This is a genomic window from Vreelandella subterranea (genome assembly GCF_900111305.1).
Lineage (GTDB): Bacteria > Pseudomonadota > Gammaproteobacteria > Pseudomonadales > Halomonadaceae > Vreelandella > Vreelandella subterranea.
This window is the reverse complement of record NZ_FOGS01000013.1, coordinates 70539-94483: the sequence shown is the minus strand read 5'-3', so window position 1 is coordinate 94483 and position 23945 is coordinate 70539. Positions and strand designations below refer to the sequence as shown.

The following is a 23945-nucleotide window of genomic DNA, read 5'->3' as shown; positions in this document are numbered from 1 at the left end:
CAGTATAGTGACTGTGCTGCGCGACGTCATGAAAAGTTCACTAAAAATTCATCGAACAGGGGTAGCTAGCGTCATGTCAACACCCACCGAGATCGAACTGAAACTTGCCCTCGCCCCCGGTGGGCCAGCGTTGCTTTTCCAGCATCCCCTGTTGCAGTCGCTGACACCCAAACGGCAAACGCTTATCAACACCTATTTCGATACGCCCAAGGGAGCGCTTGCAGAAGCACGCATCGCCGTGCGGCTTCGCCAGGTGGATGACCAGGTGCTGCAGACGGTCAAGACAGCGGGTCACGGTGGCGGCGGGTTTTCCGAGCGCCAGGAATGGGAATGGCCGGTACCGACCCTTGAGCTGGATACCCAGCGCCTGGCCGAACTGCCGCCTTTTCAAGGGCCGCTCGCCGAGTCGATCCCCGCCCTGGTGGCGCAGTTGAATACCGATTTTGTGCGCCACAGCTGGCAGTTGGCAGGGCCGGAAAGCCATATCGAACTGGCGCTGGATCAGGGCGATATCCACAGCGGCGGCTATCGGACGAGCATTTGCGAGGCCGAGCTGGAACTCAAACAGGGCGAGCCTGAATCGCTCTGGTCCACGGCCCTGGCACTTGCCGAGCAGGTGCCCCTGCGCCCTTCCGACAGCAGCAAGGCGGCCCGCGGCACGGCCCTGGCCGCCCAACAATGGCCACTGCCCGAGGCAACAACGCCTGCCCAGTGGATGCACCGCGCCACCCTGGCGCTGGATGCCTACCATGACAGCCACCTCGCCGATCACCTGGCTATCGCCCAGGCAGCGCTCACCACGCTGGCGTCAGACCCGACGCTTAACGACCAGGCGCGCTTCGACGTTGAAACCATGCGCCGTGCGTTGGAAACCGCTGATCCGCCCAACCTTGCCTACGGACAGGCGGCGTTGGCCTTTGCCCATCGCCTGGCGTATCAAACCGCGCTACGCTAGACGTTGACGGCTTTAACGGCACCTTCAGGACGGTATTGATGAACTTTCCCTTGCACCCGGGCGCAGAAGGATTGCGCACGAAGCTTTTCCACATCATTTTCGAGTCGAACACGCCAGGGGCCAAAGCCTTCGACATCGGCTTGATTTTGGCGATTTTGCTCAGCGTCGGCGTGATTTTGCTGAGCAGCGTCGAAGCTTATGCCGCCCGCTACGGCACGCTTTTTTATGTCCTGGAGTGGATATTTACCCTGCTGTTCAGCATCGAGCTGCTGCTGCGCATATATTGCCTCGAGCGGCCCACCCAATACTTGAAAAGTTTTTACGGCATTGTCGACCTGATCGCCATTCTGCCTACCTGGCTGGTCCTGCTCATTCCCGGCGCCCATGGCTTGGTGATTGTCAGAATTCTGCGGGTGTTGCGGATTTTCCGCATTCTGCGGCTGATGGAGTTTGTCGGTGAAGCACGGCTGTTAATTGACGCCTTGAAGCGCAGCCTGCGCCAGATCCTGCTGTTCTTCTTCAGCATTTTCATGGTGGTCACGCTGTTTGCAGCGCTCATGTATGTGATCGAATCCCCAGAAGCCGGCTTCACCAGTATTCCCATGTCGATCTACTGGGCGATCGTCAGCATGACCACGGTGGGCTACGGCGATATTGTCCCGGCCACCCCTCTCGGCAAATCCATCACCGTGGTGTTGATGCTGCTCGGTTACTCGATCATCGCCGTGCCCACCGGGGTGTTCTCTGCCCAGGTCATCCGTTCTATCCGCGAGGATCGCTACTCGGACGAAGCCTGCCCCGGCTGCGGCCACGACCGCCACGAAAAAAGCGCCTACTACTGCCTGCGCTGCGGCACCTGGCTGGATGAAGACACTGAAGACCCGCGCAAGAAAGAGAAAGAAAAGAAAGAGGAAGAAAAGAAAGACGACAACGGCGAAGGCACAGACAAAAACGCGCCCCAGGCGGGTGACACCTGAGGCGCGGAGAAAGACGCTAAGGGCGTTAAGCGTTCAAGCGCTTAACGCCAGCCACTTAAATGTTAAACGGCGCGGTATCCCCGCGTCCTTCCCGAACGATCTTGGGCGGCAGTTCGCGCAGGTCGATGACGCTGGTGGGGTCCAGGTGACAGGCGCCGCCGTCGATGATCAGATCCAGGTGTGCGCCAAAGCGCTCGCGGATGTCCTCGGCGTCGCTCATCGGCAGGTCCTCGCCGACGGGAATCAGGGTGACACTCATCAGCGGCTCGCCCAGCGCCTCCAGAAGCGCGTGGGTGATGCGGTGGTCCGGCACGCGAACGCCGATAGAACGCCGCTTGGGGTGCAGCAGCAGGCGCGGCACTTCGGTGCTGGCGTCTAGGATGAAGGTGTAGGGGCCAGGCGTATGCGCCTTGAGCAGCCGGAACACGTCATTATCGACCTTGGCGTAGGTGCCGATCTGCGACAGGTCCGAACACACCAGGGTGAAGTTGTGCTTGTCGTCCAGCGAGCGCAGCCATTTGATTTTCTCGATGGCTTTTTTCTCGCCCAGGTGGCAACCCAGCGCATAGCCGGAATCGGTGGGGTACGCCACCACGCCGCCTTTGCGGATAATCTCGATGGCTTGGTCGATCAGGCGTTTTTGCGGATTCTCGGGATGAATCTGAAAGTATTGGCTCATGGCGTACTCCTGCCTGTGGGTATTAGTGATCCTACCGCCTACCTTAGCTTACGCAGCGGCCAGAGGCCCAGCCGGTGCGTCCAGCAGGTGGCGTAAACGCGGATGCTGCCAGATAGGGGGCGCCGCGGTGCGCGGTATCAAACTCATGCTGCCGGGGGCGGCGTGGCTGCCGGGAAAGTGAAAATCGCTGCCCATCGAGGCGTATAGCTCGCGCTCCACCAGCTGGCGTGCCAGGTCGCGTGTGCTGTCCGGGTTTTGCTGGCCGCTGACCAGCTCCACCGCCTGGCCGCCAGCGGCCTGAAAGGTATCCATCAACAGGCCACGCTTGCGCCGGGTCAGGCCGTGTCGCAGCGGATGGGCCAGTACCGCCACGCCACCCGACGCCACCACCCAGCCCACCGCCTCGCTGATTTCCGGCCAGTGGGCCTTTACATCGCCTTTCTTGCCACTGCCCAAAAAGCGTTTAAAGGCGCTGGCCCAATCGGCCACCATGCCATCTGCCACCAGCGCACGGGCAAAGTCGGGGCGCCCCAGCGGCCGGTCGCTCCCCGCCTGCTCGCGGGCCTTGGCCAGGGCGTCGATCAGACCGGCTTTTTCAAGCCGCTCGGCGATTACGTCAGCGCGCTTGATACGCGCCTCGCGCTGGTGGATCAGCCCTTCGACCAGCGGGCCCTGGAGGCCGCCCGGCATCAGCGCCACCATGTGAATATTGATACCCTGCCAGCGAGTGGATAACTCACAGCCGGGCAGCAGGCAAATGCCCGCGGATTCAGCCGCCTGGCCCGCCTCCGCTACGCCATCCATGGTATCGTGATCGGTCAATGCCATGTGCGTCAGCCCTCGTTCGGCGCACAGCGTGACGAGTTGCGTCGGCGTCAGGGCGCCGTCGGATGCCGTCGAATGCATATGCAAATCAACGGGGTAACGCTGGTCGGTCTCGAACGTAGCAGGAAGTCGGGGCATAGGCATGACGCCGTGTGGCGAGTTTGTCAGAATAAGGTTTAGGTTGAGGCGATATGGTGCTCGCTTATACCGGTCCGGTCAATTGAAGGCGTCCTTGGCCGCCTTTTTGTTCCTTTTTCATTCAAGGAGTTATGCATATGCTATATGCCATCATCAGTGAAGATACGGCTAACAGTCTGGAACGTCGCCTGGCCGCCCGGCCCGACCACCTCGCACGCCTGGAAGCCCTGCGCGACGAAGGGCGCCTGGTACTTGCTGGCCCCCACCCGGCCATTGATGCCAACGACCCTGGCGAAGCGGGCTTCAGCGGCAGCCTGGTCATTGCCGAATTCGACAGCCTGGAAGACGCCAAAAGCTGGGCCGATGCCGACCCCTACGTCATTGCCGGTGTTTATTCCCAGGTGACCGTCAAACCGTTCAAGAAAGTTTTGCCTTGACCCTGGCGAGTGAATATGGAGGGTCCGTCGGCTTTTTCACAGAGGCTGTGGAAAACTCTGTGAAAACACGGCGGACGCATTTCCCTAAGCCAGGAATAACGCCCCTATTCACAAATTGGTCATTTTTTAACCATCTTTCTGCAACACGGATGACTGCGTGACCCAACGCCCTTACCCTTTGCCGCCTCTGGCGGCGCTGACGTCGCCGTCGCTCACCTGGGACGACGCGGCGCCCCACTCGGACGCCTTCGACGACGTTTATTTTTCCCGCGAGAACGGCCGCGCCGAGACCGAGCACGTGTTTATCAACGCCAATCGCCTGCCCACCCGTTTTGCCGAATGGCGGCAAAGGCGTGCCTTCGTGATCGGCGAGACAGGCTTCGGCACCGGGCTGAATATGCTGTGTGCCTGGGCCTGCTTTGACACGCACGCACCGGCCCATGCTCGACTCCATCTGTTATCCACAGAGAAGTTTCCTCTGGATCGCGCCTCGCTTATCCGCGCGTTGAGTGCCTGGCCGTCGCTTGCCACTTATGCACAGGTGCTTTGCGACCAGTGGCCCGAGGCGGTCAGCGGCATCCACCGTTTGCACCTGAGCGAACGCGTGACGCTGGATCTGCATTTTGGCGACACCACCGAGCGCCTGTCGCAGTTGGATGGCCAGGTCGACGCCTGGTTTCTGGATGGCTTTGCGCCCTCCAAGAACCCTGAGATGTGGCAACCTGAGCTGTTTGAGGCCATGGCGGCGCGCTCGCGTCCCGGCGCGACATTCGCCACCTTCACCTGCGCCGGTATCGTCAAGCGCGGGCTGAAAGCCGCCGGGTTTGGGTGGCAAAAAGTGCCGGGCTTTGGACGCAAGCGGGAAATGCTGGCGGGCATGATTGACGTGCCCCCAAGCGACACGCGTCGCGGCGCCACGCCATGGTTTACGCCGCCTGCAGGCCTTGATAACCGACATGTGGCGGTGATTGGCGCGGGCATCGCCGGGGCCAGCGTCGCCGCCGCCCTCGCCAGGCGCGGGATCAAGGTCAGCGTGGTAGAGCGTGAGGCACCCGGCGCGGGCGGCTCGGGCAATCGCCAGGGGGCGCTATACGTCAAACTGGCCGCCGAGACAAACCATCAAAGCCGGTTCTATTTGGCCGGGTTGATGTATTCCCAGCGTTGGCTTGGGCAGTTAGCCACGGACACGCCGGTCTGGCAGCCAAGCGGCGTGGTACAGCTGGCGTTAAGCGATAAGGAAGCCCGCCGCCAGCAGCGCTTCATGGCGTACCATGCGCTGCCTGAAGCGGTGGTGTCGGCTCATACGGAAGGGTTAAGCGAGCTTTCCGGGGTACCGATCAGTGCCCGGCAGGCGCTGTTTTATCCCCAGGCAGGCTGGGTACACCCCAAGGCGCTGTGTGAGCAACTGCTCGCTCATCCGCTTATCCGTGTTATTCAGGGGGAGGTGACGCAGCTGCAGCGGGACGGGCAGCATTGGCAGCTCGACCTGGCCAACGGCGATACCGTGAGCGCCGACCAGGTCGTGATCGCCAACGCCCAACTGGCCAACCACTTTGCGCAAACCGCACAACTGCCGCTCCAGCAGGTGCGCGGCCAGGTCAGCGAAGTGACGCTGCCTGAAAACGTGCCAGCGCCTCAGCGCGTGGTTTGCGCTGGCGGCTATGTGTCGCCCCCTGTGGATGGCGTGCTGACCTTTGGCGCCAGCTTTGTGCCCAATAACGCCACCCGCCACGTCACCCATGACGACCACCAGCGCAATATTGACGAACTGCGCGAGGCATTGCCCGACTGGGTGGCGGCCCTTGAAGACGCAGGGGTTGAGCTCAGCCCTGAATCACTCGAGGGCCGGGCCGCCGTACGCGCGGCAAGCCCGGACAAAAGCCCCTACGCAGGGCCGGTGCCGGTGGCTGAAGCCTGGCAGGCGGCGTATCAAGCATTAGGCAAGGACGCCTCGAAAGTGCCTGATACACAGGGGGAGCATTATCCGGGGCTGTGGATATCCACCGCCCACGGTTCCCGCGGGCTTGCCAGCGCGCCGCTGTGCGCCGAGGTGATTGCCTCACGTATCAGCGACGACCCGCAGCCGTTGGAGTTGCCGCTGGTGGATCACCTGCACCCGGGGCGGCGGCTTATCAGCGCGATTATTCGGGGAACGACGACCTAGATGTCGCCTTCCTCCTCGTCGTCGGCTATATCGCGGCCAAAGGAACGCCACTGGGCCAGGGTCATCACCTCGGTCATCTCAAGCTCGAGGTCGTGGGCAATGATCAGCTCATTGCGCTCAAGCTGCTTTTTAAGCTGCGCGACCCAGCCATGCATGCCCTCGCCGGTGGTATCGGTCGTGTCGTAGCCCTGCCGGGTCACAAACGCCTCAAGCAGGGCATCCAGGGTCTCCTGCGGCAGCATTCTGGCGGGTACTTCAATAAATCGGCTCATTAGCGCTGCTCCCACTCTGCCAAACGGTCTATAAAGGTCGCTTCATCGATGACGTCGACACCCATCTGCTCGGCCTTGGTGAGCTTGCTGCCCGCAGCTTCACCCGCCACCAGGCAGGCGGTTTTCTTGGAGACGCTGCCTGACACCTTGGCGCCCAGCGCCTGGAGGCGCGCCTTGCCTTCATCCCGGGTCATCGACTCAAGGGTACCCGTCAGCACCCAGGTCTGGCCATCAAGGGGCGTGGGGCCTTGGGTAACCTCTGCCTCTTGCCAGGTTATCCCGGCATCTATCAGCGCCTGCAGTGTTTCCAGGTTATGCGGCTGGCGGAAGAAGGTGTACAGGTGAGCCGCGACCACCGGCCCCACATCGTTCACCGCTTCCAACCCTGCCTGGTCGGCGTCCTGCAATGCCTGGAGGGTCCCGAAGTGATTCGCCAGGTTGGACGCCGTGGCTTCGCCCACTTCGCGTATCCCCAATGCGTAGATGAACCGCGCCAGCGTTGTCGACTTGGCGTTATCCAGGGCGTTGACCAAATTGCGGGATGACTTTTCCCCCATGCGCGGCAGGCTTTGCAGTTGCTCAACGGTCAGATGAAACAAGTCTGCCGGGGTTTTCACCCAGTCCAGGTCAACGAGCTGCTCGATCAGCTTTTCGCCCAGACCGTCGATATCCAGTGCCTTGCGGCTGGCGAAATGCTTCAGCGCTTCTTTGCGCTGGGCGGCGCAGTATAGCCCCCCGGAGCAGCGGGCCACCGCTTCGTCGTCCAGGCGTTCGATCTGCGAGCCACACACTGGGCAATGATCGGGAAACGTAATGGGCCGGGCATCCACGGGACGTTTGTCGGTATCCACCCGGACCACCTGGGGAATCACATCACCGGCGCGACGAATGGCGACGGTATCGCCAATCATGACGCCCAAACGGGTAATTTCATCGGCATTGTGCAGTGTGGCGTTCGCTACCGTCACGCCTGCTACCGTTACCGGTTCCAGCCTTGCCACCGGGGTAATGGCGCCGGTACGCCCCACCTGAAACTCCACCTCATTGAGCGTGGTGACTTCTTCCTGGGCGGGGAACTTGAAGGCCACGGCCCAGCGCGGCGCCCGGGCGACAAAGCCCAGCTCCCGCTGATGACGCAGATCGTTCACCTTGATGACCACGCCATCGATATCGTAGCCCAACTGGTCGCGCTTCTCACCGAGCTGTTCACAGTAATCGGCAACGGCTTTGGGGCCCTTCATGGTGGTTAGCTCGGCGCTGGTACGAAAGCCGAGTGTTGTTAACCGTGCCATCAAGGCGCTGTGGGTCGTATCGCCCAGGTCGGGCTCAAGACGAGCCGCCTGGTAGGCGTGAAACTCCAGAGGCCGTTTAGCGGTAATGCGCGGGTCCAGTTGACGCAGGCTGCCCGCCGCTGCGTTACGCGGGTTGGCAAATACCTTGCTGCCTTCTTCCCGGGCACGTTCGTTGAGCGCTTCAAAGCCCGCATGGCGCATGATCACCTCACCGCGCACTTCCAGCAGCTCGGGGACGTTTTCCCCCATCAGCTTCAAGGGCACCGAACCCAGCGTGCGCAGGTTGGAGGTAATACCTTCGCCGGTACGGCCATCGCCACGCGTCGCCCCACTTACCAGCACACCCTGCTCGTAAACCAACGACACCGCGGCGCCGTCAAGCTTGGGCTCGCAGCTAAACTCGATGTCATCTGCCTCTTTCTCCAGGCGTTCGGCAACGCGCTCGGCAAACGCATGGATATCCTCACGGCTAAAGGCGTTATCCAAGGACAGCATGGGGATGGCGTGGGCCACTTCGGGGAAACCATCGGCAGGCGCTGCTCCCACCCGCTGGGTCGGGGAGTCCGGCGTGACGAGCGCTGGGTTTTCGTCCTCGAGGGTTTTTAAACGCTGAAATTTACGGTCGTAGTCCGCGTCGGATAGCGTGGGCTCATCCAGCACATAGTAGCGGTAGTTGGCATCGTCCAGCTCGGCGCGAAGCTGGCTGACTTCTTGCCGCACATCGGGGGCAGGCTGACTCATTGAAGCGGGTTCTCATCGACAGGCTAATAACGAAAGTACAAGTTAACGGTATTATAAATAAAAACACCCGCCCTCTGCAGGAGGACGGGTGCTGGGTGACAAGCGCCTTGTCAGTGGGCCTGCATATGGCGGTGCAGGCGATGGCGGCGTTCAAACTCGTGTACGCGTTGGCGCGCAAACTCGATGGTTTGGGCCGTCATCACGCTATGGTTCTCGTCTTTCAGTTCGCCACCCATATGCCGCACAACCACCATGGCGGTTTCGACCATGGCCTCGAACGCTGACGAGCTGTCTTGAGCACCGGGTAACGGCATGAGCAGGGTAATGCCGGGCGTCACGAACTCGTCCATCTCTTCAATGGGGAAGGTGCCGGGCTTGACGACATTGACCATGGAAAATTGCAGCTCGCTGTCGACACTTTCGGTCTCGAAACGGTGGAAAACCCCCATGGCACTGCTATAACGCAGGCCGCAGGCCATCATCAGTTCCAGTAGCTTGCCACCGTCAAAGCCTTCCGGATCGCGTGACAGCACGCTGATGACGATCATTTCTTCTGCATTGGTCAACGTTTCCTTGGCGTGTTCACCGCAGACATCGTGACGCAATGCTTTTTCCAGTGCAGGGTGAGTACGTACGACCCCTTCCTCAGGCTCGTGCCGAGTCGCTTGTGGCTCTACCGAGTCATAAGTTTCTTCCTCGGCGGCATACCGGGCCGTGTCAGACGCCTGGGCGAGACGCTCTTCCTCGGCAGCCTGGGCGGCCAGTTCGCGTTCTTTCGCCTGCTCCTGAGCAAGGCGGGCTTTCTCCGCCTCGGCGGCCTCCTCGGCTGCCCGGCGCTGCTCGGCCTCAAGCGCCTTGCGTTCTGCTTTCTGTTTGGCCAATGCTTCAGCGCGACGTGCCTTCTCGGCTTTTTTCTTTGCCCGCGCTTTACGGTGGTCGTTCATTTTCTGTCTCAGTGAACGACCGATTTCCTCGAAGTCGACCAGACGATAGGTGTCTTCTTCGTCTTCATCGGGGTACTCACCGGCAATATCGTTGCGCAGGTGGCGACGTTTCGGCGCGCCATCGGAGGTGGCATGTTTGGCGAACGCTGCATCTTCCGGCTCGGCCCTCAATACCGGCCTGTCGTCATGGGCATCTTGTTGCGCGGACGCCGTACGTTCAGCCGCGTTTTCCTCCGTGGCGCTGAAATGAGGCTCACGACTGGGGCGAGGTTCGCTGCTGCCATCGGTAACGGTGTCGTTAGATACTGGGCTGGTGTCGTCTGGGGAGGAAAGCGTAGGTTCGCGATGGCTTCTTTCTGGTTCTGCCGTTGACTCAGGCATTTCCACCTCGGGGCGCTGGGCACGCATCGTTGGTGACTCGGCCGTGCGCGTGGTGACGGGCTGCTCATCCCGGCTCTCTTCAGCTCTTGGGCTCTCTTCAGCCCTTGAAGAGGCGGGAGAACCTACCTTGGAGGTACTGCGTTTAAACTGTGAAAGTATTTTTGAAGGACCCGGGTGTTCTTGGCGTTCCAGGTTCGGCCTTTGATTGAGGCCGCTGTAATCAGCGGGCTTCACGACACGCGCTCCCCCGTTGGGGAGCTCCCAGTTGACTTCGGCTTCTTTAGCCTCATCGTCAAACTCGTTGGAACGACTTGACGGTGTTTCGCCGACAGACTGGTCAAGGCGAGGAACACGGCGCTGGCGCTGGAGTCGCCTCACCCCATCGATGACGATGAGGGAAACCAGCGCCAGCCCTAAAATGATTAGCCACTCTCTTAATTCCATGTTGAACATTCCATGGGTCATTTTGACGGTTGCTAAGGCGCGATGCCTGAAAATTAGATCACTACTGTTAAACCTATACTTACCCTAAGCATAGCGCGATTACTACGAAAAGGGCCACTTTTTGCTAATTTTCACGTTACCGCACAGTTTTTAACGTTATCTAAGGCAAAAATTCGACTATACCGTCGGCGATAAGTGCCCCAATGCCTGTCCATTAATTAACTACCTTACGCGATAGCAACATCCTTTGCGATTGAAACCCGTGTTAGCAATGCAAGCTCGGCCCTTTAAACATCACCCTGCCCAGCACCGGAAACCGGATGTTTTTACCGCATTGTCTAACACTACTGAAAGCCAAAAACACTCATCGCCGGATAATATAGATAAGTTTAGCGCCTTGAGTCACCTTTTTTAACGCTTGGATGTGGATCATTAACCGTTAGGGTAGTTAATAACGTTAACACTTGCGAGCATTAATCCACCATCGCTGTCGCTTCTTCAATACCTACCGAGACCATCCGCGAGACCCCCGGCTCCTGCATGGTGACCCCCATTAATCGCTCAGCGGCCTCCATGGCAATTTTGTTATGGGTGATGTAGATGAACTGAACGTTTTCCGACATCTCTTTTACCAACTTGGCATAGCGACCAACGTTAGCATCATCCAAGGGAGCATCGACTTCATCCAGCATACAAAAAGGCGCCGGGTTTAACTGGAATATAGCGAATACCAGCGAGAGTGCCGTCAGTGCTTTTTCACCACCGGATAAAAGATGAATCGTGCTGTTCTTTTTACCCGGTGGACGCGCCATGATCGCCACACCGGTTTCCAATAAGTCGTCACCAGTGAGCGTTAGCCAGGCAGTGCCGCCGCCAAATACTCTCGGGAACAAGGTCTGCAATCCGGTATTGACCCGGTCAAAGGTATCTCTAAAACGCACCCGGGTTTCTTGATCAATACGTTTAATGGCGCGCTCCAGGGTTTCCAGCGCTTCGCTGAGCTCGGCATGCTGGGCTTCCAGGTAGTCACGCCGTTCGGCCTGTTGATCGTATTCTTCAATGGCCGCCAGGTTGATGGCTCCCAGGCGACGAATTTTGTCGGTGGTGCTTTCCAGACGTTCCTGCCAGGCCGTTTCAGTGGCGTCGTCGGCAAGCTGTTCGGTCAACGCATCAACATCGTGTCCCAGCTCAGTCAGCTGCTCATCCTGGGTGGCGGCTTTCAGCGCCAGCGCCTGAACGTCCATTCGGCGCTGCTGCAGCTGCTCGCGGCTTTGCTCAAGGTTACGCTCATGCTGCTGACGGGTCAGTTCGTCGTTACGCAACTGCTCCGCCAGCGTCTGGGTTTGCTGGCGGGTGTCGTTTAAACGCTGCTCCTGCTGTTCGCGCTGGTGAAGCAGCTCTTCAAGTTCCTCGGCGGCAAGTTCGTCGGGCTCCAGCAGGGTCTCCCGCGATGCTTCCAGCTCTTCAATACGCAGCGTCAGGCGCTCTTCGCTTTCCCGGCTACGCGACTGCTGGGAACGCAGGCTATTAAGCTCGGTGTTGAGACGTTCCCGCTCAAGCGCCAGCGCCTGCTGGCGGGCTTTCAGCGGTGCATGTTGCTGATTCAACCGTTCGCGTTGTTCGCGCTGTTGATCCCGCTGCTCGGCGCATTCGTCGCGGGCCTGGGCCGCCATTTCCAGTTGTTCCATGGCCTCATGCCAGCGGGCACGCTGCTCATCGAGAGTAAGCGCTAACTCGGCTTCATCTTCCTGCAGTTGACTCAGTTCTTCGTCAAGTTCAGTGGCGCGGCTTTCCAGGTGCTCCAGACGCTGAGAAAGACGCTGTTCGGTGACCGCCAACTGCTGAAGCGTGGCAGCGTGGGCACGCTCTTCCTCCGCCTGTTGGTCGCGGGTGTGTTCCAGCGTCTCGATGGTTTCACTGGCCGCCTCGCACTGGGCTTCAGCAAGCGCCAGCGCCTCTTCGTCCTGCTCCCGGCGGGCCGCCAGCTCATCATAGCGGCGGCGGGTGACCAATAGCGCGTCCACGCCGTCACCATTGGCCTGCTGGTGAAGCCAGCCACGCCCGCGCCACACACCCTCGCGGGTGACCACGCTTTCCCCCGGGGCAAGCGTGGCCAGTAGCGCGTCTGCCTCGGCGCTGCTCTCGGCATAGTGAATACTTGCCAACCATTCACCCAGCGCGCCCGCCCCGCTCACCAGGGCGTCCAGGCGTTGTCCGCCGTGCAAGGCAGGGGACGCCCGGTCAATCAAGCACCAGTCGGTGGCCAGCGCGTCGGGCAGGGCCTGCAACTGATCAACGGCAACCAGGCGGGCATTGAGCCAGGGTGCCAGCAGCCAGGAGATCACCCGCTCCCAGCCGGGTTCAACGCTGATGGCCTCACCCAGCCGCGGCGCCTCGGCAAGGCCGTGGGCGGCTAACGCCTCGGTGAGGTGCGGGTCGTGGTCGGCAAGCGCCGCATCAATCAGCGCCTGCAACGAGGCAAGTTCGCCCTGCCGCTGGCTCAACTCGGCGCGCTGTTGGTCGCGGGTCTGGGTCGCCTGCTGGTAAGCCGCCTTGGCTTCGCTGTAGCGCTGCTGCCATTGGTCTCGCTCGGCCTGGAAGGCCTCTGCGCGCTGCTCGGCCTCTTCCTTGCGGGCCTGGCATTCAGCGTGCTCGCTGCGCAATTCGGTGACATCGGCAAGCTCGCCCCGCTGCTGACGGCGGCGCTGGCGTTCGGCCTGCAGGCGGGCAATTCGCTGTTCGAGGTCACGCAACTGATCCTGGCGGCGCTCGGCCTCGCGGCTGGCATCCCGCCAGTGGCTTTCGGCATCCGCCCACTGCTGTTCGGCGGCCTCCAGAGAGGGGCTGGCATCGGCCAGGGCCTGTTCCAGCGTTTCCAGCTGTTCGTCGAGCGCTTCGTGCTCGGGCAGCAATTCGTCCAACCGTGCTTCAATGGCGGCCAGACGTTCCTGGTCGCCTTCGCTGACCTGGCGCTGCTCGTCGAGGTCTCGCCGCGCCGTCTCGATGTCGCTTGCCAGTTGCGCTTCCCGGCTGCGCCGGTGGGCCTGGTCCTGCTCCAGACGGGCGATGCGGGTGGTGGTCTCAAAGAATTGCTGCTGATGGCGTTCGAGGACTTCGGCCAGTTCATCGTGTTGCTCGCGGGCCTGCTCCAGGCGGGTTTCGCACTGGCGAACGCCAAATACGTCTTTCTCGACGGCGATTTCCAAGTCGCGCACGCGGCTTTCCTGCTGGGCCTGTTCCGCCCGGAGGGCACGCCCGCGCAGGACGGCAAGTTCGCCTTTTAGCTGGAATTCCTGCTGCTTCAATGCCTGGTAACGCTTGGCGGCCTCGGCCTGACGCTTGAGGCGTTCAAGCTGCTTATCCAGCTCTTCGCGGATGTCGTCCAGGCGCTCCAGGTTTTCCTGGGTACGCCGCATGCGGTTTTCGGTTTCCCGGCGGCGCTCTTTGTATTTGGAGATCCCCGCCGCCTCTTCCAGCGTGGCACGCAGATCATCCGGGCGGGCTTCGATCAGCCGCGATATCATCCCCTGGCCAATAATGGCGTAGGAACGCGGGCCCAGCCCGGTCCCCATGAACAGGTCGGCGATATCCCGGCGGCGGCATTTCTGACCATTGAAAAAGTAGTTCGACTGGCCGTCGCGGGTGACCAGCCGCTTCACGGCGATTTCGGCGTACTGGGCGTAGACCCCGCCCATGGCACCATCCCGGTTATCGAACTTCAGTTCGATGGAGGCCTGGCCCACCGGTTTGCGGCCCGTCGAGCCGTTGAAGATGACGTCAGACATGGACTCACCGCGCAACGTCTTGGCGGACGACTCGCCCATCACCCAGCGCACGGCGTCGATAATATTCGATTTACCGCAACCGTTGGGCCCGACGACCGCCGTCATATTACCGTCAAAAGGCACCGTGACCGGGTCGACAAAGGATTTGAAACCGACGAGACGTATTGACGTTAAACGCATGGAGACTTCACGTTGAGATTATTCAAAGACACGATCAATAGTTACCCTGGTAGCCTCTCGTGCGTTAATCGGGCCAACGTCGACCCGCTCGACAGAACCCCATAGATCCCCCGCCTGAGGGCTGGCCTGGCCACTTGGTGAAACACGTACCATCAGGCGTACCTCGCGCGCTCGCGATATCTGCGCATCGGCCGTCATGGCCGCACGGTCATCCAGCACGACGGTCATTGGCAGTTCTGAGACCAGGCCTTGAGCCACCGCCAGCGGTGGCTGTTCGCCATCCACATCGCGGGCAACGATAAAGACTTTATCATCACCGTCAACCTGACTTGCCAGAACGGGGTCAAGCGACACCCTGACCCGCACCCCCGGGCCGTCTGCCTGCGCGACTTGACGGCCTTCTTCCCCCAGGCGCGATTGCGCCACCTGAATTCCCTCGCGCAGCGATGCGGCGATATCCGGGTTCTCAACATTGGCCACGGCACGCCGCCAGCGGTCGATCGCCTGCGCGTAGTCGCCAGCGTCGAAGGCGTGGATGCCGAGTATACCCAAGGCAGTGGGCTGACGGGGATCTTCCGCCAGCACGTCGTCCACCAACCCCTTTACCTCGTCGGTGAGCTCACGCCCGGCCATGAAAAAGCGCAGCTGCGCGAGCTGGGCTAACAGCGATGGCTGACGGCCTTCCAGAGCGATCAAACGCTCAAGCGCCGCCACGGCGTCATCCGCTTGGCCGGTTTGCCGGTATAGCGGAAACAGCGTGCTCCACAGGTTGGGGTTCGACGGCTGCTGTAACGCCTGAGCTTCAAGCCGCTCGATATACATCTCCCGTGAGCCCTCCGGGTGTTCGCGAACCTCCTGACCAATGGTCCACAGCACGAGATCGTCCGCCGCGCCCTTCTGCTGGTACCACGCCAGGCTGCCTGCCCCCAGCGCGAGCATCACCAGCGGCACGACCCAGCGCCCCGATGCATAAGGCTTGAGCGGCCGACGCTGCAGGGTGGCGGTATCGTCCAGCAGGCTGCGCTCCAGTTCAAGACGCTCTTCAGCCAATTGCGCGACGTCCACTTTGCCGTCGGCATGGGCGTTCTCAAGCGCCGCCAGACGCCGCCGGAAGATGGCGACATTCTGCTCGGCGGCGGCGTCATGCTGCTCGAATGCCAGCTGTTTATCGCGCCAGCGGCGCGCCGTGCGTAACGGCAGCACCAGCAGCCAGAGCGCAGGCAGCAATGCGCAGGCAAGGGCAATCCAAAGCAGGGTCACGACGACTCCTTACGCGCGATGAGGGCATCCAGTCGCGCCTGCTCGTCAGGGCTCAGCGCCTTCGCCGAGGCATGGCGACGGGCTCTGACGATCAAGGCGACGACAACACCCACCAGCACCAAGAGCCCGACCGGCAAGCCCCAGAGTAGATAGGTACGCTGTTCCAGGCGCGGGTTGTAGAGAATGTAGTCGCCAAACCGCTGCACCATGTGATGGATGATTTCCGTGTCCGACTTACCCTCGTCAAGCAACTGATACACGCGTTCCCGCATGTCCGCCGAAATAGGCGCATCGGAATCATCGATCGCCTGGTTTTCACACAGCGGGCAGCGCATGGAGGCGGTCAGGTCGCGATAGCGCTGTTCCTTCACCGGGTCGTCAAAGTCGCGCAGCTCGATACCGGCCGACCACGCCGATAGCGCGCATAGCATCAGCACTACCAGGCCAAAGCCGCGAATTAGCGCCATTTTTCCACCTCCGGCAGCAGACGGTTGCGAACATCCTCGGGGGATACATAGCCTTTATGGTGGTAGCGAATGATACCCTGCGCATCGACCACAAAGGTCTCTGGCGCGCCAATGACGCCAAGCTCAAAACCCAGGTCACCTTCAGGGTCAAAAATATTGGCCGCAAAGGGATCGCCGAACTCATTCAGAAACGCCAGGCCATTCTCACGGGTATCCCGGTAGTTGACCCCCACCAGACGGATGCCACGGTCCGCCAGGTCAAGGAGCTGGGGCATTTCCTGGCGACAGGCGGCGCACCACTCGCCCCACACGTTGACCAGTGTCAGCTGGCCTTTGAGCAACGATTGATCAACCCGCTGATTTTCGTCTGCAAGCGTCGTGGCCTCAAAGGCGGGAAAGTCGCGGGCCATCAGCGCCGAGTCACGATCAGCGGGGTCCTGGGACAGGCGCTCAAAGAAAAACAGCGCCAGCCCTAAAAACGCAACGGGTAACAGAAACAAGAGCCAGCGTCGCTTCATGCCTGTCCCTCCTGGGTCAATCGTGCCGGGCGCGTCTTACGGTAGCGCTTGTCGAACACCGCCAGTACACCGCCCAGCGCCATCAGCAGACCGCCGAGCCACAGCCAGCGTACGAAGGGCTTGTACTGGATACGCATCGCCCAGCTGCCGTCGTCCAGTTCTTCGCCCATGGCCACGTAAAGATCACGAAAGAGGCCCGGTCTAAGCGCCACCTGGGTCATGGGCATGCCCGTCGCCAGATACAGCCGCTTTTCTGGCTGCATCTCGAAACGGCGGTGACTGTCACCGCGCTGTACCTCAATGACAGCGGTGTCGGCCAGAAAGTTGGCACCGCGCCGGTCAAAGAGCTCGGTCATGGTAAAGTGATAGCCAGCCACCTCGACGCTGATATCCGGCGACATGCGCACGTTGCGCTCCACCGCATATTGGCTGACCACCGTGGCGCCGACAATCGTCACCGCCACCCCCAGATGGCCCAGCACCATGCCCCAGTAGGCCAGCGACAGGCGGCGCAGCCCTTTCCATATCGAGTGCCGATGCCGCACTTTATCGAACAGGTCACGGCTCAATGACAGCCCTATCCACAGCGCCGTCGACAACCCCAAGGTCACCCAGAGGTTCCATTCGCCGCGATACACCAGCGGCACCAGTGCCCCGAGCCCCAGCGCCACCAATCCGGCCAGCCACAGCTTGCGCACCAGCTTGCCAGGCGATGTCGACTTCCACTGTGCCATCGGCCCCAGGCCCATGAACAGGCAGGTAATCACCGTCAGCGGAACAAACAGCGCATTGAAATAAGGCGGCCCCACGCTGATCTTGCCAAGCCCCAGGGAATCCAGGATCAAGGGATACAGCGTGCCCAGCAGCACCGTCATCGTCGCGGTCACCAGCAGGCCATTATTGATCAGCAGCAGGGCATCCCGGGACAGCCAGTTAAACCGCACGGCATGGCTGACACGTGGCGCGCGCAGGGCAAATACGATCAGGGAAAGCGTGACGGTAATAGCCAGCAGCACCAGAATGAAAAGCCCCCGCGAGGGGTCGTTGGCAAAGGCGTGCACCGAGGTCAGCACACCGGAACGAACCAGGAAGGTGCCCATCAGCGAAAGCGAAAAGGTGGCAATCGCCAGCAGTACCGTCCAGCTCTTGAAGGAGCCGCGTTTTTCGGTGACCGCCAGCGAGTGGATCAGAGCCGTACCGGTGAGCCATGGCAGCAGCGAGGCGTTTTCCACCGGGTCCCAGAACCACCAGCCGCCCCAGCCCAGCTCGTAGTAGGCCCACCAGCTGCCCAGCGCAATCCCGACCGTCAGAAACGCCCAGGCGGCGTTGGTCCAGGGCCTTGCCCAGCGGGTCCAGGCGGCATCCAGGCGCCCTCCCAGCAAGGCGGCGATGGCAAAGGCGAACACCACCGAAAACCCGACATAGCCCATATACAGCATGGGCGGATGAATGATCAGACCGATATCCTGCAACAGGGGGTTAAGGTCCGCGCCATCGGCGGGGATGTCAGGCAGATGCCGCTCGAAGGGGTTCGAGGTCAATAGGATAAACAACAGAAAGCCGACGCTGATCAGCCCCAGGATACCGAGCACACGGGCGAGCATGTCCCTGGGCAAACGCCGCGACCACCAGCCGGCAACGCATCCCCAGCCCGCCAGCATCAGGCTCCACAGCAGCACCGAGCCTTCATGGTTGCCCCATACGGCGCTGAGCTTGTAATACCAGGGCAACAGCGAATTGGAGTTGTTGGCGACATTCACCACGCTGAAGTCGTCCATGGCGTAACTGGCCGTCAAGCAGGCGTAGGCCAGCAGCACAAACAGAAACTGGCCGGTGGCCATGGGTTGCCCGTAGGCCATCCACAGAGGGCGTCGCGTTGCGGCCCCGGCCAATGGCAGCACTGATTGTACCACCGCCATCAGTAGCGCAATGATCAGGGCGAAATGACCTATTTCGGGCAATATCCGCGTCAGCATGGGGACTCCGGCTGAGCACGACAATCGACGGCGAGGTGTTGGCGCATCACGTATCGTCCTTGCGCTGCTGGCCTACCTCGGCGGCCTTGGCCTGAAAATCGGCGGGCGAGTAACCGGCCTCTTCCAGGGCTTGTGCCACCTCGGGGGGCATATAGTTCTCGTCGTGTCGGGCCAGTACGTCTTTGGCGCGAAAACGACCATCATCTTGCAGCTCGCCCACCACGACCACGCCCTGCCCTTCACGAAACAGGTCGGGGAGAATGCCCTGGTAATCAACCTGCAGGTCGCCCACAAAGTCGGTAACCGTAAACGCAACATCAAGGCTCTCGGCATCGCGGGATACCGAGCCGACCTTCACCATGCCCCCCGCACGGATGGAGCGCGACATGGGGGCCTCGCCCTGGGCGATCTGCACCGGGCTAAAAAACAGATTGATGTTGGCCCGCAGCGCATACAGCGTCAGGCCAACGGCCACGGCGGCCAGGCTGACCAGCGTCACGATCACATAAAGCTTGCGCTTACGCTTTGGGGTCATCGCAATGCCCTCTTTGCTGTGGGGGTGCGGTCTGCCGACGCGCCACCCGCTTGAGGTGTTTGAGCAATAGTCGACGTTCAAGCCGGGCATGGAGCGTCAGACCCAGTATAAACAAGGCCGTGATACCCCAGGCAGACCACACGTAGACACCGTGCTCGCCCATCGACACCCATTCAGCCAACGAGGCCACCATCAGTTAACCTCCTCAAGCAACGCTTTCACCCAGCGCGTGTTGGCTTCTCGACGGAGTATTTCACTGCGCGTACGGGTCAGCGTAAGGGCAATAAAGAAGCCGTAAAAGCCCACCACCATAATCAGCAACGGCAGCCACATTTCCATCGGCATCGCGGGTCGGGAGGTCAGCGTAAATGAAGCGGGCTGGTGCAAGGTGTACCACCAGTCCACCGAGTACTTGATGATGGGAATATTGATCACGCCGACCATGGCCAACACCGATGCTGCCCGCGCACCGCTATCCCGGCGGCTAAAGGCGCCGCGCAGCGCTATCACACCCAGATATAAGAACAGCAGAATAAGCATGGACGTCAACCGGGCGTCCCATATCCACCATGTGCCCCAGGTGGGCACGCCCCACACCGCGCCGGAAAACAGCGCGACAAAGGTCATGGCCGCGCCCAGCGGGGCCATGGCCGCGGCCGCCATATCGGCAAGCTTGATTTTCCAGACCATGAAAACAAGCCCGGAAACCGCCATGGCGACAAACACCGACTGGGCCAAAAAGGCGGCGGGCACATGCACATAAATGATGCGGAAGCTGTTGCCCTGCTGGTAGTCGGCGGGGGCGAAGACAAGCCCCCATACGCTGCCGACCAGCAGCAACACGGTAGCCACGCCCCAGCACCAGGGTTGCAGCGCTGCGCTCCGGTAATAAAACCACTTTGGCGACCCCAGCTTATGTATCAAGCCCCACATACAGTGCTCATCCCTACCCGTTAATACTGATACGCAGCGACGCGGCAATGGCCCAGGGAGCAAATATCAGCGCCGCGGCCAACAAGGCGCCAAGCATCGCCAGGTGAGGCAGTACGGCATCGCCCTGGATAGCCGCCTGAACCGCCCCGGTGCCAAAAATCAGCACCGGAATATACAGCGGCAAAACCAGTAGCGAGAGTAGCACGCCACCCCGGGGCAAACCGACGGTTAATGCCGCACCAATACCGCCGATGAGGCTCAAGCTGGCACTCCCCAGCGCTAACGATGCCATCAACACCCCCATGCTATGGAAAGGCAGTGCCAGCATGATGCCCAGCAGGGGTGCCATGAGCGCCAGCGGCAAGCCGGTAACCAGCCAATGGGCGGCCACCTTGGCGATGCTCAATGCCGCAAGCGGCTGAGGGGAAAGCATCATCTGCTCCAGGCTGCCGTCATCGAAATCACTGCGAAAAAGGCCATCCAGCGACAACAGCGTGGCGAGTAGCGCCGTGACCCATAACAGCCCCGGCGCCATGACGGCCAGCAGCTCGGCCTCGGGTGAAATACCGATGGGAAATAAACTAACCGCCAGGGCATAGAAGACCAGCGGATTCAGCACTTCACCGCGCCGACGGCGCACGCGATTAAGGTCACGTAACAGGGTTGCGCCAAAGGCGACGCCGAGGCGCCTGGAGGTCGGTTCGGCCAGTACCGCAACGCGCTGTGTGGTTTCTGAAGGCGGCAACTCTGGCTCCTTTAGCCCAACGCAACATGACGCAGCAGATGGTCAATAGCGAGTACATGGTGGGTCGTCATCACAACGGCCCCTCCGGCCCGGGCATGGGCAAGCAACTGCGCCTCCAGCGCCTCGACGCCCGCCTGATCGATGGCCGTAAAAGGCTCATCCAGTATCCAGAGAGCACGCGGCGTGAGACTCAGTCTTGCCAGTGCCACGCGGCGTTGCTGACCTGCTGATAAATGCCCCACCGGGACATCTTCAAAGCCTTCAAGCCCCATGACCGCAAGGGCGGCTTCGCGCTGCGTCGCGTCGCTGCATTCATCGTGCAATGCCTCGTACCAGGCCAGGTTTTCCAGCGGTGTCAGGCCCGCGCTCACGCCTGGCGAATGCCCCAGGTAGAGCATGTTGGCGGCCAAGTGCTCGCGACTCTGTCCCAGCGGCTTGCCTTGCCAGTGGAGTGCCCCGCAAAACTCGTTGAACTGCCCGGCCAGCACTTTTAGCAGCGTGGTTTTGCCACTGCCATTGGGACCCGCCACGTGCCATATATCACCGCAATGGACGTCGATATCCAGCCCCTCGAAGAGCCAGCGGCCATCGCGCTCACACCCCAGTTGACGGCCTTGCAAACTCAGCGACACATGCCACCCCACGCAATCGAATACTGGCTTGAACTCTACACTCAAAGCCATTTCCCCGCTAGTCGCGCCAACCTGCGACCCTCGCTCAGGTCGGGTTGCCAAACCACTGGATAATTATTCCTGGCACTGTATGCAAAAACAGGTTTATACTGAATAAACACTGTATGAAAGAACATGTAAAAACCTAACAACCGTATCGTGTCTACCGATAGATCTTGCCTAGGGACCGGGCGCTGATTTGGAGAAAGCCGATGAACATGTCGATGAACGCTGCATTACCGACGACTCGCCCAACGCCAAGCCCCTATGCAACCCCGTCGGCAGCAGCGCGAATGACTCGCCGTAACACCTATACGCTAAAGGTGCGCGGCAACCGGATGGCCGACTGCAACCTGTTCGATGGCGATGTCATCGTGATTCGGCGCTATCAGGACGATCATCAGGGCGAGACCGTTATCGCCGAAATCAATCAGCAAACCCTGGCCCTCAAGCAGCTATGCATTAGCCGGACGGGCGTACACCTGTGGCTGGATGATGCCCGGCACCCCGAAGTGTTTTTGCATAATCGCGATATTCAGGTACTTGGCATGTTCATGGGAATTGAGCATCATCCCGTGACACACTAAATTGCCGGGACATTCATGCGTTATCGCGTACCCCAACTGCCCCCAGGCACTTGGCATATTGACGAGGTCGAGGTCGAGAAGAGCCGTTTCATTGCCTGGATAGCCCATACCCCCGAGGTTGATGCCGCGGAGGCACTGACAAAGGCCGCCAGGCAGGCACACCCCAATGCGAGCCACCACTGCCTGGCCTACATTGCCGGCGCCCCGGGCGAGCAGCAGCGCATTGGCTTTTCCGATGACGGCGAGCCCGGCGGCACTGCCGGCCGCCCCATGTTTCAGGCGCTTCAAGGTAGTCAGTTGGGCGAGGTCGGCTGCGTGGTGATCCGCTACTTTGGCGGCACCAAACTGGGCACCGGCGGGCTGGCCCGGGCCTATGCCCAAGCGGTGAACAAGGCACTCGATACCCTGGCAACCCGGCAAGTTATCCAACGCGTTCACTACCGGGTATGCTTTCCCTTCGCCGACGAATCCATTGCTCGCGGATGGTGCGAGGAGCAGGCCATTCCCGTGGTCAACGCCGAGTATGACGGAAAGGGAGTCACGCTCACCATCGGCTGGCCGAGTGACTGGGAACTCGATTTGACACCGCTGGAAAGCCGCCTGAAGCAGCCCATTGCCGCGCAGGCCATCAACACCTAGGCAAAAAACGGCCGCCCGTTGAAGGTGCGGCCGTTTTGCTGAGCGTCAGGTGTTTTTTTACCCTAAGCACTGACTAACCTAAGTACTTGATCATTACCCCTGCGGCCACCGCCGAGCCGATCACCCCGGCCACATTCGGCCCCATGGCGTGCATCAGCAGGAAGTTATGCGGGTTGGACTCCAGCCCCACCTTGTTGGCCACGCGTGCCGCCATGGGCACCGCCGAAACACCTGCCGCACCAATCAAGGGGTTGATCGGCATTTTGCTCACCAGGTTCATCAGTTTGGCCATCAGCACGCCTGCCGTGGTGCCGATCCCGAAGGCGACGATCCCCAGCGCCATGATGCCCAGCGTTTCCACGGCCAGGAAGCTGTCGGCCATGAGCTTGGAGCCCACCGCCAGCCCGAGCATGATCGTCACGATATTGATCAGGGAGTTTTGCGCCGTGTCGCTTAACCGCTCGACCACGCCGCATTCGCGCATCAGGTTGCCAAAGCAGAACATACCCAGCAGCGGCGACGCATCGGGCAGAAACAGCGCCACCAGGATCAACAGCAGCAACGGAAACACGATTTTCTCGAGCTTCGACACCGGGCGCAGCTGCGTCATGGTGATCTCGCGCTCTTTCTTTGAGGTCAGAAGGCGCATGATCGGAGGCTGGATCAACGGCACCAGTGCCATATAGGCGTAAGCGGCCACGGCAATGGCACCCAGCAGTTCAGGGGCGAGTACGCTCGATACGTAGATCGATGTCGGACCATCCGCCCCACCGATAATGCCGATGGCGGCCGCCTGATTGAGCGAGAAATCCATCCAGCCCATCGACGACAGCAGCACGGCGCCGAAGAGCGTGGCGAAGATGCCGAACTGCGCGGCGGCGCCGAGAAACAGCGTTCTTGGATTGGCCAGCAGCGGCCCAAAGTCGGTCATGGCACCAACGCCCATGAAGATAATCAGCGGTGCAATGCCCGAGGTAATCGCCACGGTGTAAAACATGTACAGCAAGCCATCGCCATAGCCCGCCCCTTCGGCCAAGGCTTTTGCGGTGGCTAGCTGCTCGGCCGATGCGCCATTGGCCATCATCTGTTGAAGGCTCGTGCGCCAGCTCTCGATATTCGCCTGACTGTCCAGGCTGCCACCCAGCGCTGAGGCAATCTGTTCCAGCAATACCGGCCGCCCCACGTCAATCGCCTGATCCAGCGCGGACAGCGCCAATCCGGCTTCTGGGATATTGGCGAGGATGCCGCCAAAGCCAATCGGCACCAGCAGCAGTGGCTCAAACTTCTTGTAGATGGCGAGATAAAGCAGTAACAGGCCCACCACCACCATCACGGCTTGGCCCACCTCCAGGTTATAAAGCCCGGAGCCTTGCCATAGGGTCAGTAATTTATCCATGAGG

22 protein-coding genes are annotated in these 23945 nt (G+C 60.8%); 6 read left to right on the top strand and 16 right to left on the bottom strand.

Features of this window, described 5'->3' with window-relative positions; all coding sequences use genetic code 11:
• Positions 1-73 precede the first annotated feature (73 nt).
• Positions 74-955, top strand: a complete 882-nt coding sequence (locus BMX75_RS16325; protein ID WP_092829721.1) for a CYTH domain-containing protein — start codon at positions 74-76, stop codon at positions 953-955.
• A gap of 38 nt (positions 956-993) precedes the next feature.
• Positions 994-1932: an ion transporter gene (locus BMX75_RS16320; protein ID WP_092829719.1), complete on the top strand. Its 939-nt coding sequence runs from the start codon at positions 994-996 to the stop codon at positions 1930-1932.
• A gap of 55 nt (positions 1933-1987) precedes the next feature.
• On the opposite strand, the gene BMX75_RS16315 is transcribed toward BMX75_RS16320, so the two are convergent.
• Positions 1988-2611: an L-threonylcarbamoyladenylate synthase gene (locus tag BMX75_RS16315; protein WP_092829717.1), complete on the bottom strand. Its 624-nt coding sequence runs from the start codon at positions 2609-2611 to the stop codon at positions 1988-1990.
• A gap of 48 nt (positions 2612-2659) precedes the next feature.
• Positions 2660-3580: a PHP domain-containing protein gene (locus BMX75_RS16310; RefSeq protein WP_092829715.1), complete on the bottom strand. Its 921-nt coding sequence runs from the start codon at positions 3578-3580 to the stop codon at positions 2660-2662.
• A gap of 131 nt (positions 3581-3711) precedes the next feature.
• Between BMX75_RS16310 and BMX75_RS16305 the strand changes: the two genes are divergently transcribed.
• Both BMX75_RS16305 and mnmC read left to right on the top strand, forming a co-directional pair.
• Entirely contained in the window at positions 3712-4011 is a 300-nt protein-coding gene (locus BMX75_RS16305) for a YciI family protein (RefSeq protein WP_092829713.1), read from the top strand.
• A 157-nt stretch (positions 4012-4168) separates the two neighbouring features.
• On the top strand, positions 4169-6175 hold the full coding sequence (mnmC, locus tag BMX75_RS16300; RefSeq protein WP_092829711.1) for a bifunctional tRNA (5-methylaminomethyl-2-thiouridine)(34)-methyltransferase MnmC2/FAD-dependent 5-carboxymethylaminomethyl-2-thiouridine(34) oxidoreductase MnmC1: 2007 nt from the start codon (positions 4169-4171) through the stop codon (positions 6173-6175).
• On the opposite strand, the gene BMX75_RS16295 is transcribed toward mnmC, so the two are convergent.
• From BMX75_RS16295 to ccmA, 13 genes are all read right to left on the bottom strand, one after another.
• Positions 6172-6447 carry a YheU family protein gene (locus BMX75_RS16295; protein ID WP_066321347.1) on the bottom strand — a complete coding sequence of 92 codons (276 nt, stop codon included), beginning with the start codon at positions 6445-6447 and terminating at the stop codon, positions 6172-6174. The two genes, mnmC and BMX75_RS16295, sit on opposite strands and share 4 nt — an antisense overlap.
• Complete coding sequence (ligA, locus tag BMX75_RS16290; RefSeq protein ID WP_092829709.1) at positions 6447-8480, bottom strand: NAD-dependent DNA ligase LigA; 2034 nt, start codon at positions 8478-8480, stop codon at positions 6447-6449. The genes BMX75_RS16295 and ligA overlap by 1 nt, the downstream gene beginning before the upstream one ends.
• 110 nt (positions 8481-8590) lie before the next feature.
• The gene (gene zipA, locus BMX75_RS16285) at positions 8591-10249 is read right to left on the bottom strand and encodes a cell division protein ZipA (protein ID WP_092829753.1); all 1659 of its coding nucleotides are present in this window, start codon (positions 10247-10249) and stop codon (positions 8591-8593) included.
• A 473-nt stretch (positions 10250-10722) separates the two neighbouring features.
• Positions 10723-14214 carry a chromosome segregation protein SMC gene (gene smc, locus BMX75_RS16280; protein WP_092829707.1) on the bottom strand — a complete coding sequence of 1164 codons (3492 nt, stop codon included), beginning with the start codon at positions 14212-14214 and terminating at the stop codon, positions 10723-10725.
• Positions 14215-14232: 18 nt separating this feature from the next.
• Positions 14233-15474, bottom strand: a complete 1242-nt coding sequence (ccmI, locus tag BMX75_RS16275; protein ID WP_092829705.1) for a c-type cytochrome biogenesis protein CcmI — start codon at positions 15472-15474, stop codon at positions 14233-14235.
• Positions 15471-15941, bottom strand: a complete 471-nt coding sequence (locus BMX75_RS16270; protein ID WP_092829703.1) for a cytochrome c-type biogenesis protein — start codon at positions 15939-15941, stop codon at positions 15471-15473. The genes ccmI and BMX75_RS16270 overlap by 4 nt, the downstream gene beginning before the upstream one ends.
• On the bottom strand, positions 15932-16459 hold the full coding sequence (locus BMX75_RS16265; RefSeq protein WP_092829701.1) for a DsbE family thiol:disulfide interchange protein: 528 nt from the start codon (positions 16457-16459) through the stop codon (positions 15932-15934). Before BMX75_RS16265 ends, BMX75_RS16270 begins: the two co-directional genes overlap by 10 nt.
• Positions 16456-18435 carry a heme lyase CcmF/NrfE family subunit gene (locus tag BMX75_RS16260; RefSeq protein ID WP_092829699.1) on the bottom strand — a complete coding sequence of 660 codons (1980 nt, stop codon included), beginning with the start codon at positions 18433-18435 and terminating at the stop codon, positions 16456-16458. Before BMX75_RS16260 ends, BMX75_RS16265 begins: the two co-directional genes overlap by 4 nt.
• Before the next feature lie 46 nt (positions 18436-18481).
• Positions 18482-18970, bottom strand: a complete 489-nt coding sequence (gene ccmE, locus BMX75_RS16255; protein WP_092829697.1) for a cytochrome c maturation protein CcmE — start codon at positions 18968-18970, stop codon at positions 18482-18484.
• Entirely contained in the window at positions 18954-19163 is a 210-nt protein-coding gene (ccmD, locus tag BMX75_RS16250; RefSeq protein WP_245748609.1) for a heme exporter protein CcmD, read from the bottom strand. Before ccmD ends, ccmE begins: the two co-directional genes overlap by 17 nt.
• Positions 19163-19903: a heme ABC transporter permease gene (locus BMX75_RS16245; protein ID WP_092829693.1), complete on the bottom strand. Its 741-nt coding sequence runs from the start codon at positions 19901-19903 to the stop codon at positions 19163-19165. Before BMX75_RS16245 ends, ccmD begins: the two co-directional genes overlap by 1 nt.
• A 13-nt stretch (positions 19904-19916) precedes the next feature.
• Positions 19917-20648, bottom strand: coding sequence for a heme exporter protein CcmB (gene ccmB / locus BMX75_RS16240; protein ID WP_092829691.1), 732 nt, complete (start codon positions 20646-20648; stop codon positions 19917-19919).
• An 11-nt stretch (positions 20649-20659) separates the two neighbouring features.
• A complete protein-coding gene (ccmA, locus tag BMX75_RS16235) occupies positions 20660-21280 on the bottom strand; it encodes a cytochrome c biogenesis heme-transporting ATPase CcmA (protein WP_092829751.1) in 621 nt (206 codons plus the stop codon).
• 332 nt (positions 21281-21612) lie between these two features.
• Between ccmA and BMX75_RS16230 the strand changes: the two genes are divergently transcribed.
• Together BMX75_RS16230 and BMX75_RS16225 are read left to right on the top strand one after the other, a co-directional pair.
• Complete coding sequence (locus tag BMX75_RS16230) at positions 21613-21906, top strand: LexA family protein (RefSeq protein ID WP_245748606.1); 294 nt, start codon at positions 21613-21615, stop codon at positions 21904-21906.
• 15 nt (positions 21907-21921) lie between these two features.
• Positions 21922-22545, top strand: a complete 624-nt coding sequence (locus BMX75_RS16225) for an IMPACT family protein (protein WP_092829689.1) — start codon at positions 21922-21924, stop codon at positions 22543-22545.
• Between the two features lie 73 nt (positions 22546-22618).
• Here BMX75_RS16225 and BMX75_RS16220 read toward each other — a convergent pair whose 3' ends face one another.
• Positions 22619-23941 (bottom strand): sodium ion-translocating decarboxylase subunit beta, encoded by a 1323-nt coding sequence (locus BMX75_RS16220; RefSeq protein WP_092829687.1) that lies wholly within the window; start codon positions 23939-23941, stop codon positions 22619-22621.
• Between the last annotated feature and the right edge of the window lie 4 nt (positions 23942-23945).

Excerpts from the sequence above, each read along its gene's own strand:
- BMX75_RS16325 (WP_092829721.1), top strand. The coding sequence starts at position 74 with ATGTCAACACCCACCGAGATCGAACTGAAACTTGCCCTCGCCCCCGGT.
- BMX75_RS16320 (WP_092829719.1), top strand. The coding sequence starts at position 994 with ATGAACTTTCCCTTGCACCCGGGCGCAGAAGGATTGCGCACGAAGCTT.
- BMX75_RS16315 (WP_092829717.1), bottom strand. The coding sequence starts at position 2,611 with ATGAGCCAATACTTTCAGATTCATCCCGAGAATCCGCAAAAACGCCTG.
- BMX75_RS16310 (WP_092829715.1), bottom strand. The coding sequence starts at position 3,580 with ATGCCTATGCCCCGACTTCCTGCTACGTTCGAGACCGACCAGCGTTAC.
- BMX75_RS16305 (WP_092829713.1), top strand. The coding sequence starts at position 3,712 with ATGCTATATGCCATCATCAGTGAAGATACGGCTAACAGTCTGGAACGT.
- BMX75_RS16295 (WP_066321347.1), bottom strand. The coding sequence starts at position 6,447 with ATGAGCCGATTTATTGAAGTACCCGCCAGAATGCTGCCGCAGGAGACC.
- ligA (WP_092829709.1), bottom strand. The coding sequence starts at position 8,480 with ATGAGTCAGCCTGCCCCCGATGTGCGGCAAGAAGTCAGCCAGCTTCGC.
- zipA (WP_092829753.1), bottom strand. The coding sequence starts at position 10,249 with ATGGAATTAAGAGAGTGGCTAATCATTTTAGGGCTGGCGCTGGTTTCC.
- smc (WP_092829707.1), bottom strand. The coding sequence starts at position 14,214 with ATGCGTTTAACGTCAATACGTCTCGTCGGTTTCAAATCCTTTGTCGAC.
- BMX75_RS16270 (WP_092829703.1), bottom strand. The coding sequence starts at position 15,941 with ATGGCGCTAATTCGCGGCTTTGGCCTGGTAGTGCTGATGCTATGCGCG.
- BMX75_RS16265 (WP_092829701.1), bottom strand. The coding sequence starts at position 16,459 with ATGAAGCGACGCTGGCTCTTGTTTCTGTTACCCGTTGCGTTTTTAGGG.
- BMX75_RS16260 (WP_092829699.1), bottom strand. The coding sequence starts at position 18,435 with ATGCTGACGCGGATATTGCCCGAAATAGGTCATTTCGCCCTGATCATT.
- ccmE (WP_092829697.1), bottom strand. The coding sequence starts at position 18,970 with ATGACCCCAAAGCGTAAGCGCAAGCTTTATGTGATCGTGACGCTGGTC.
- ccmD (WP_245748609.1), bottom strand. The coding sequence starts at position 19,163 with ATGGTGGCCTCGTTGGCTGAATGGGTGTCGATGGGCGAGCACGGTGTC.
- BMX75_RS16245 (WP_092829693.1), bottom strand. The coding sequence starts at position 19,903 with ATGTGGGGCTTGATACATAAGCTGGGGTCGCCAAAGTGGTTTTATTAC.
- BMX75_RS16230 (WP_245748606.1), top strand. The coding sequence starts at position 21,613 with ATGACTCGCCGTAACACCTATACGCTAAAGGTGCGCGGCAACCGGATG.
- BMX75_RS16225 (WP_092829689.1), top strand. The coding sequence starts at position 21,922 with ATGCGTTATCGCGTACCCCAACTGCCCCCAGGCACTTGGCATATTGAC.
- BMX75_RS16220 (WP_092829687.1), bottom strand. The coding sequence starts at position 23,941 with ATGGATAAATTACTGACCCTATGGCAAGGCTCCGGGCTTTATAACCTG.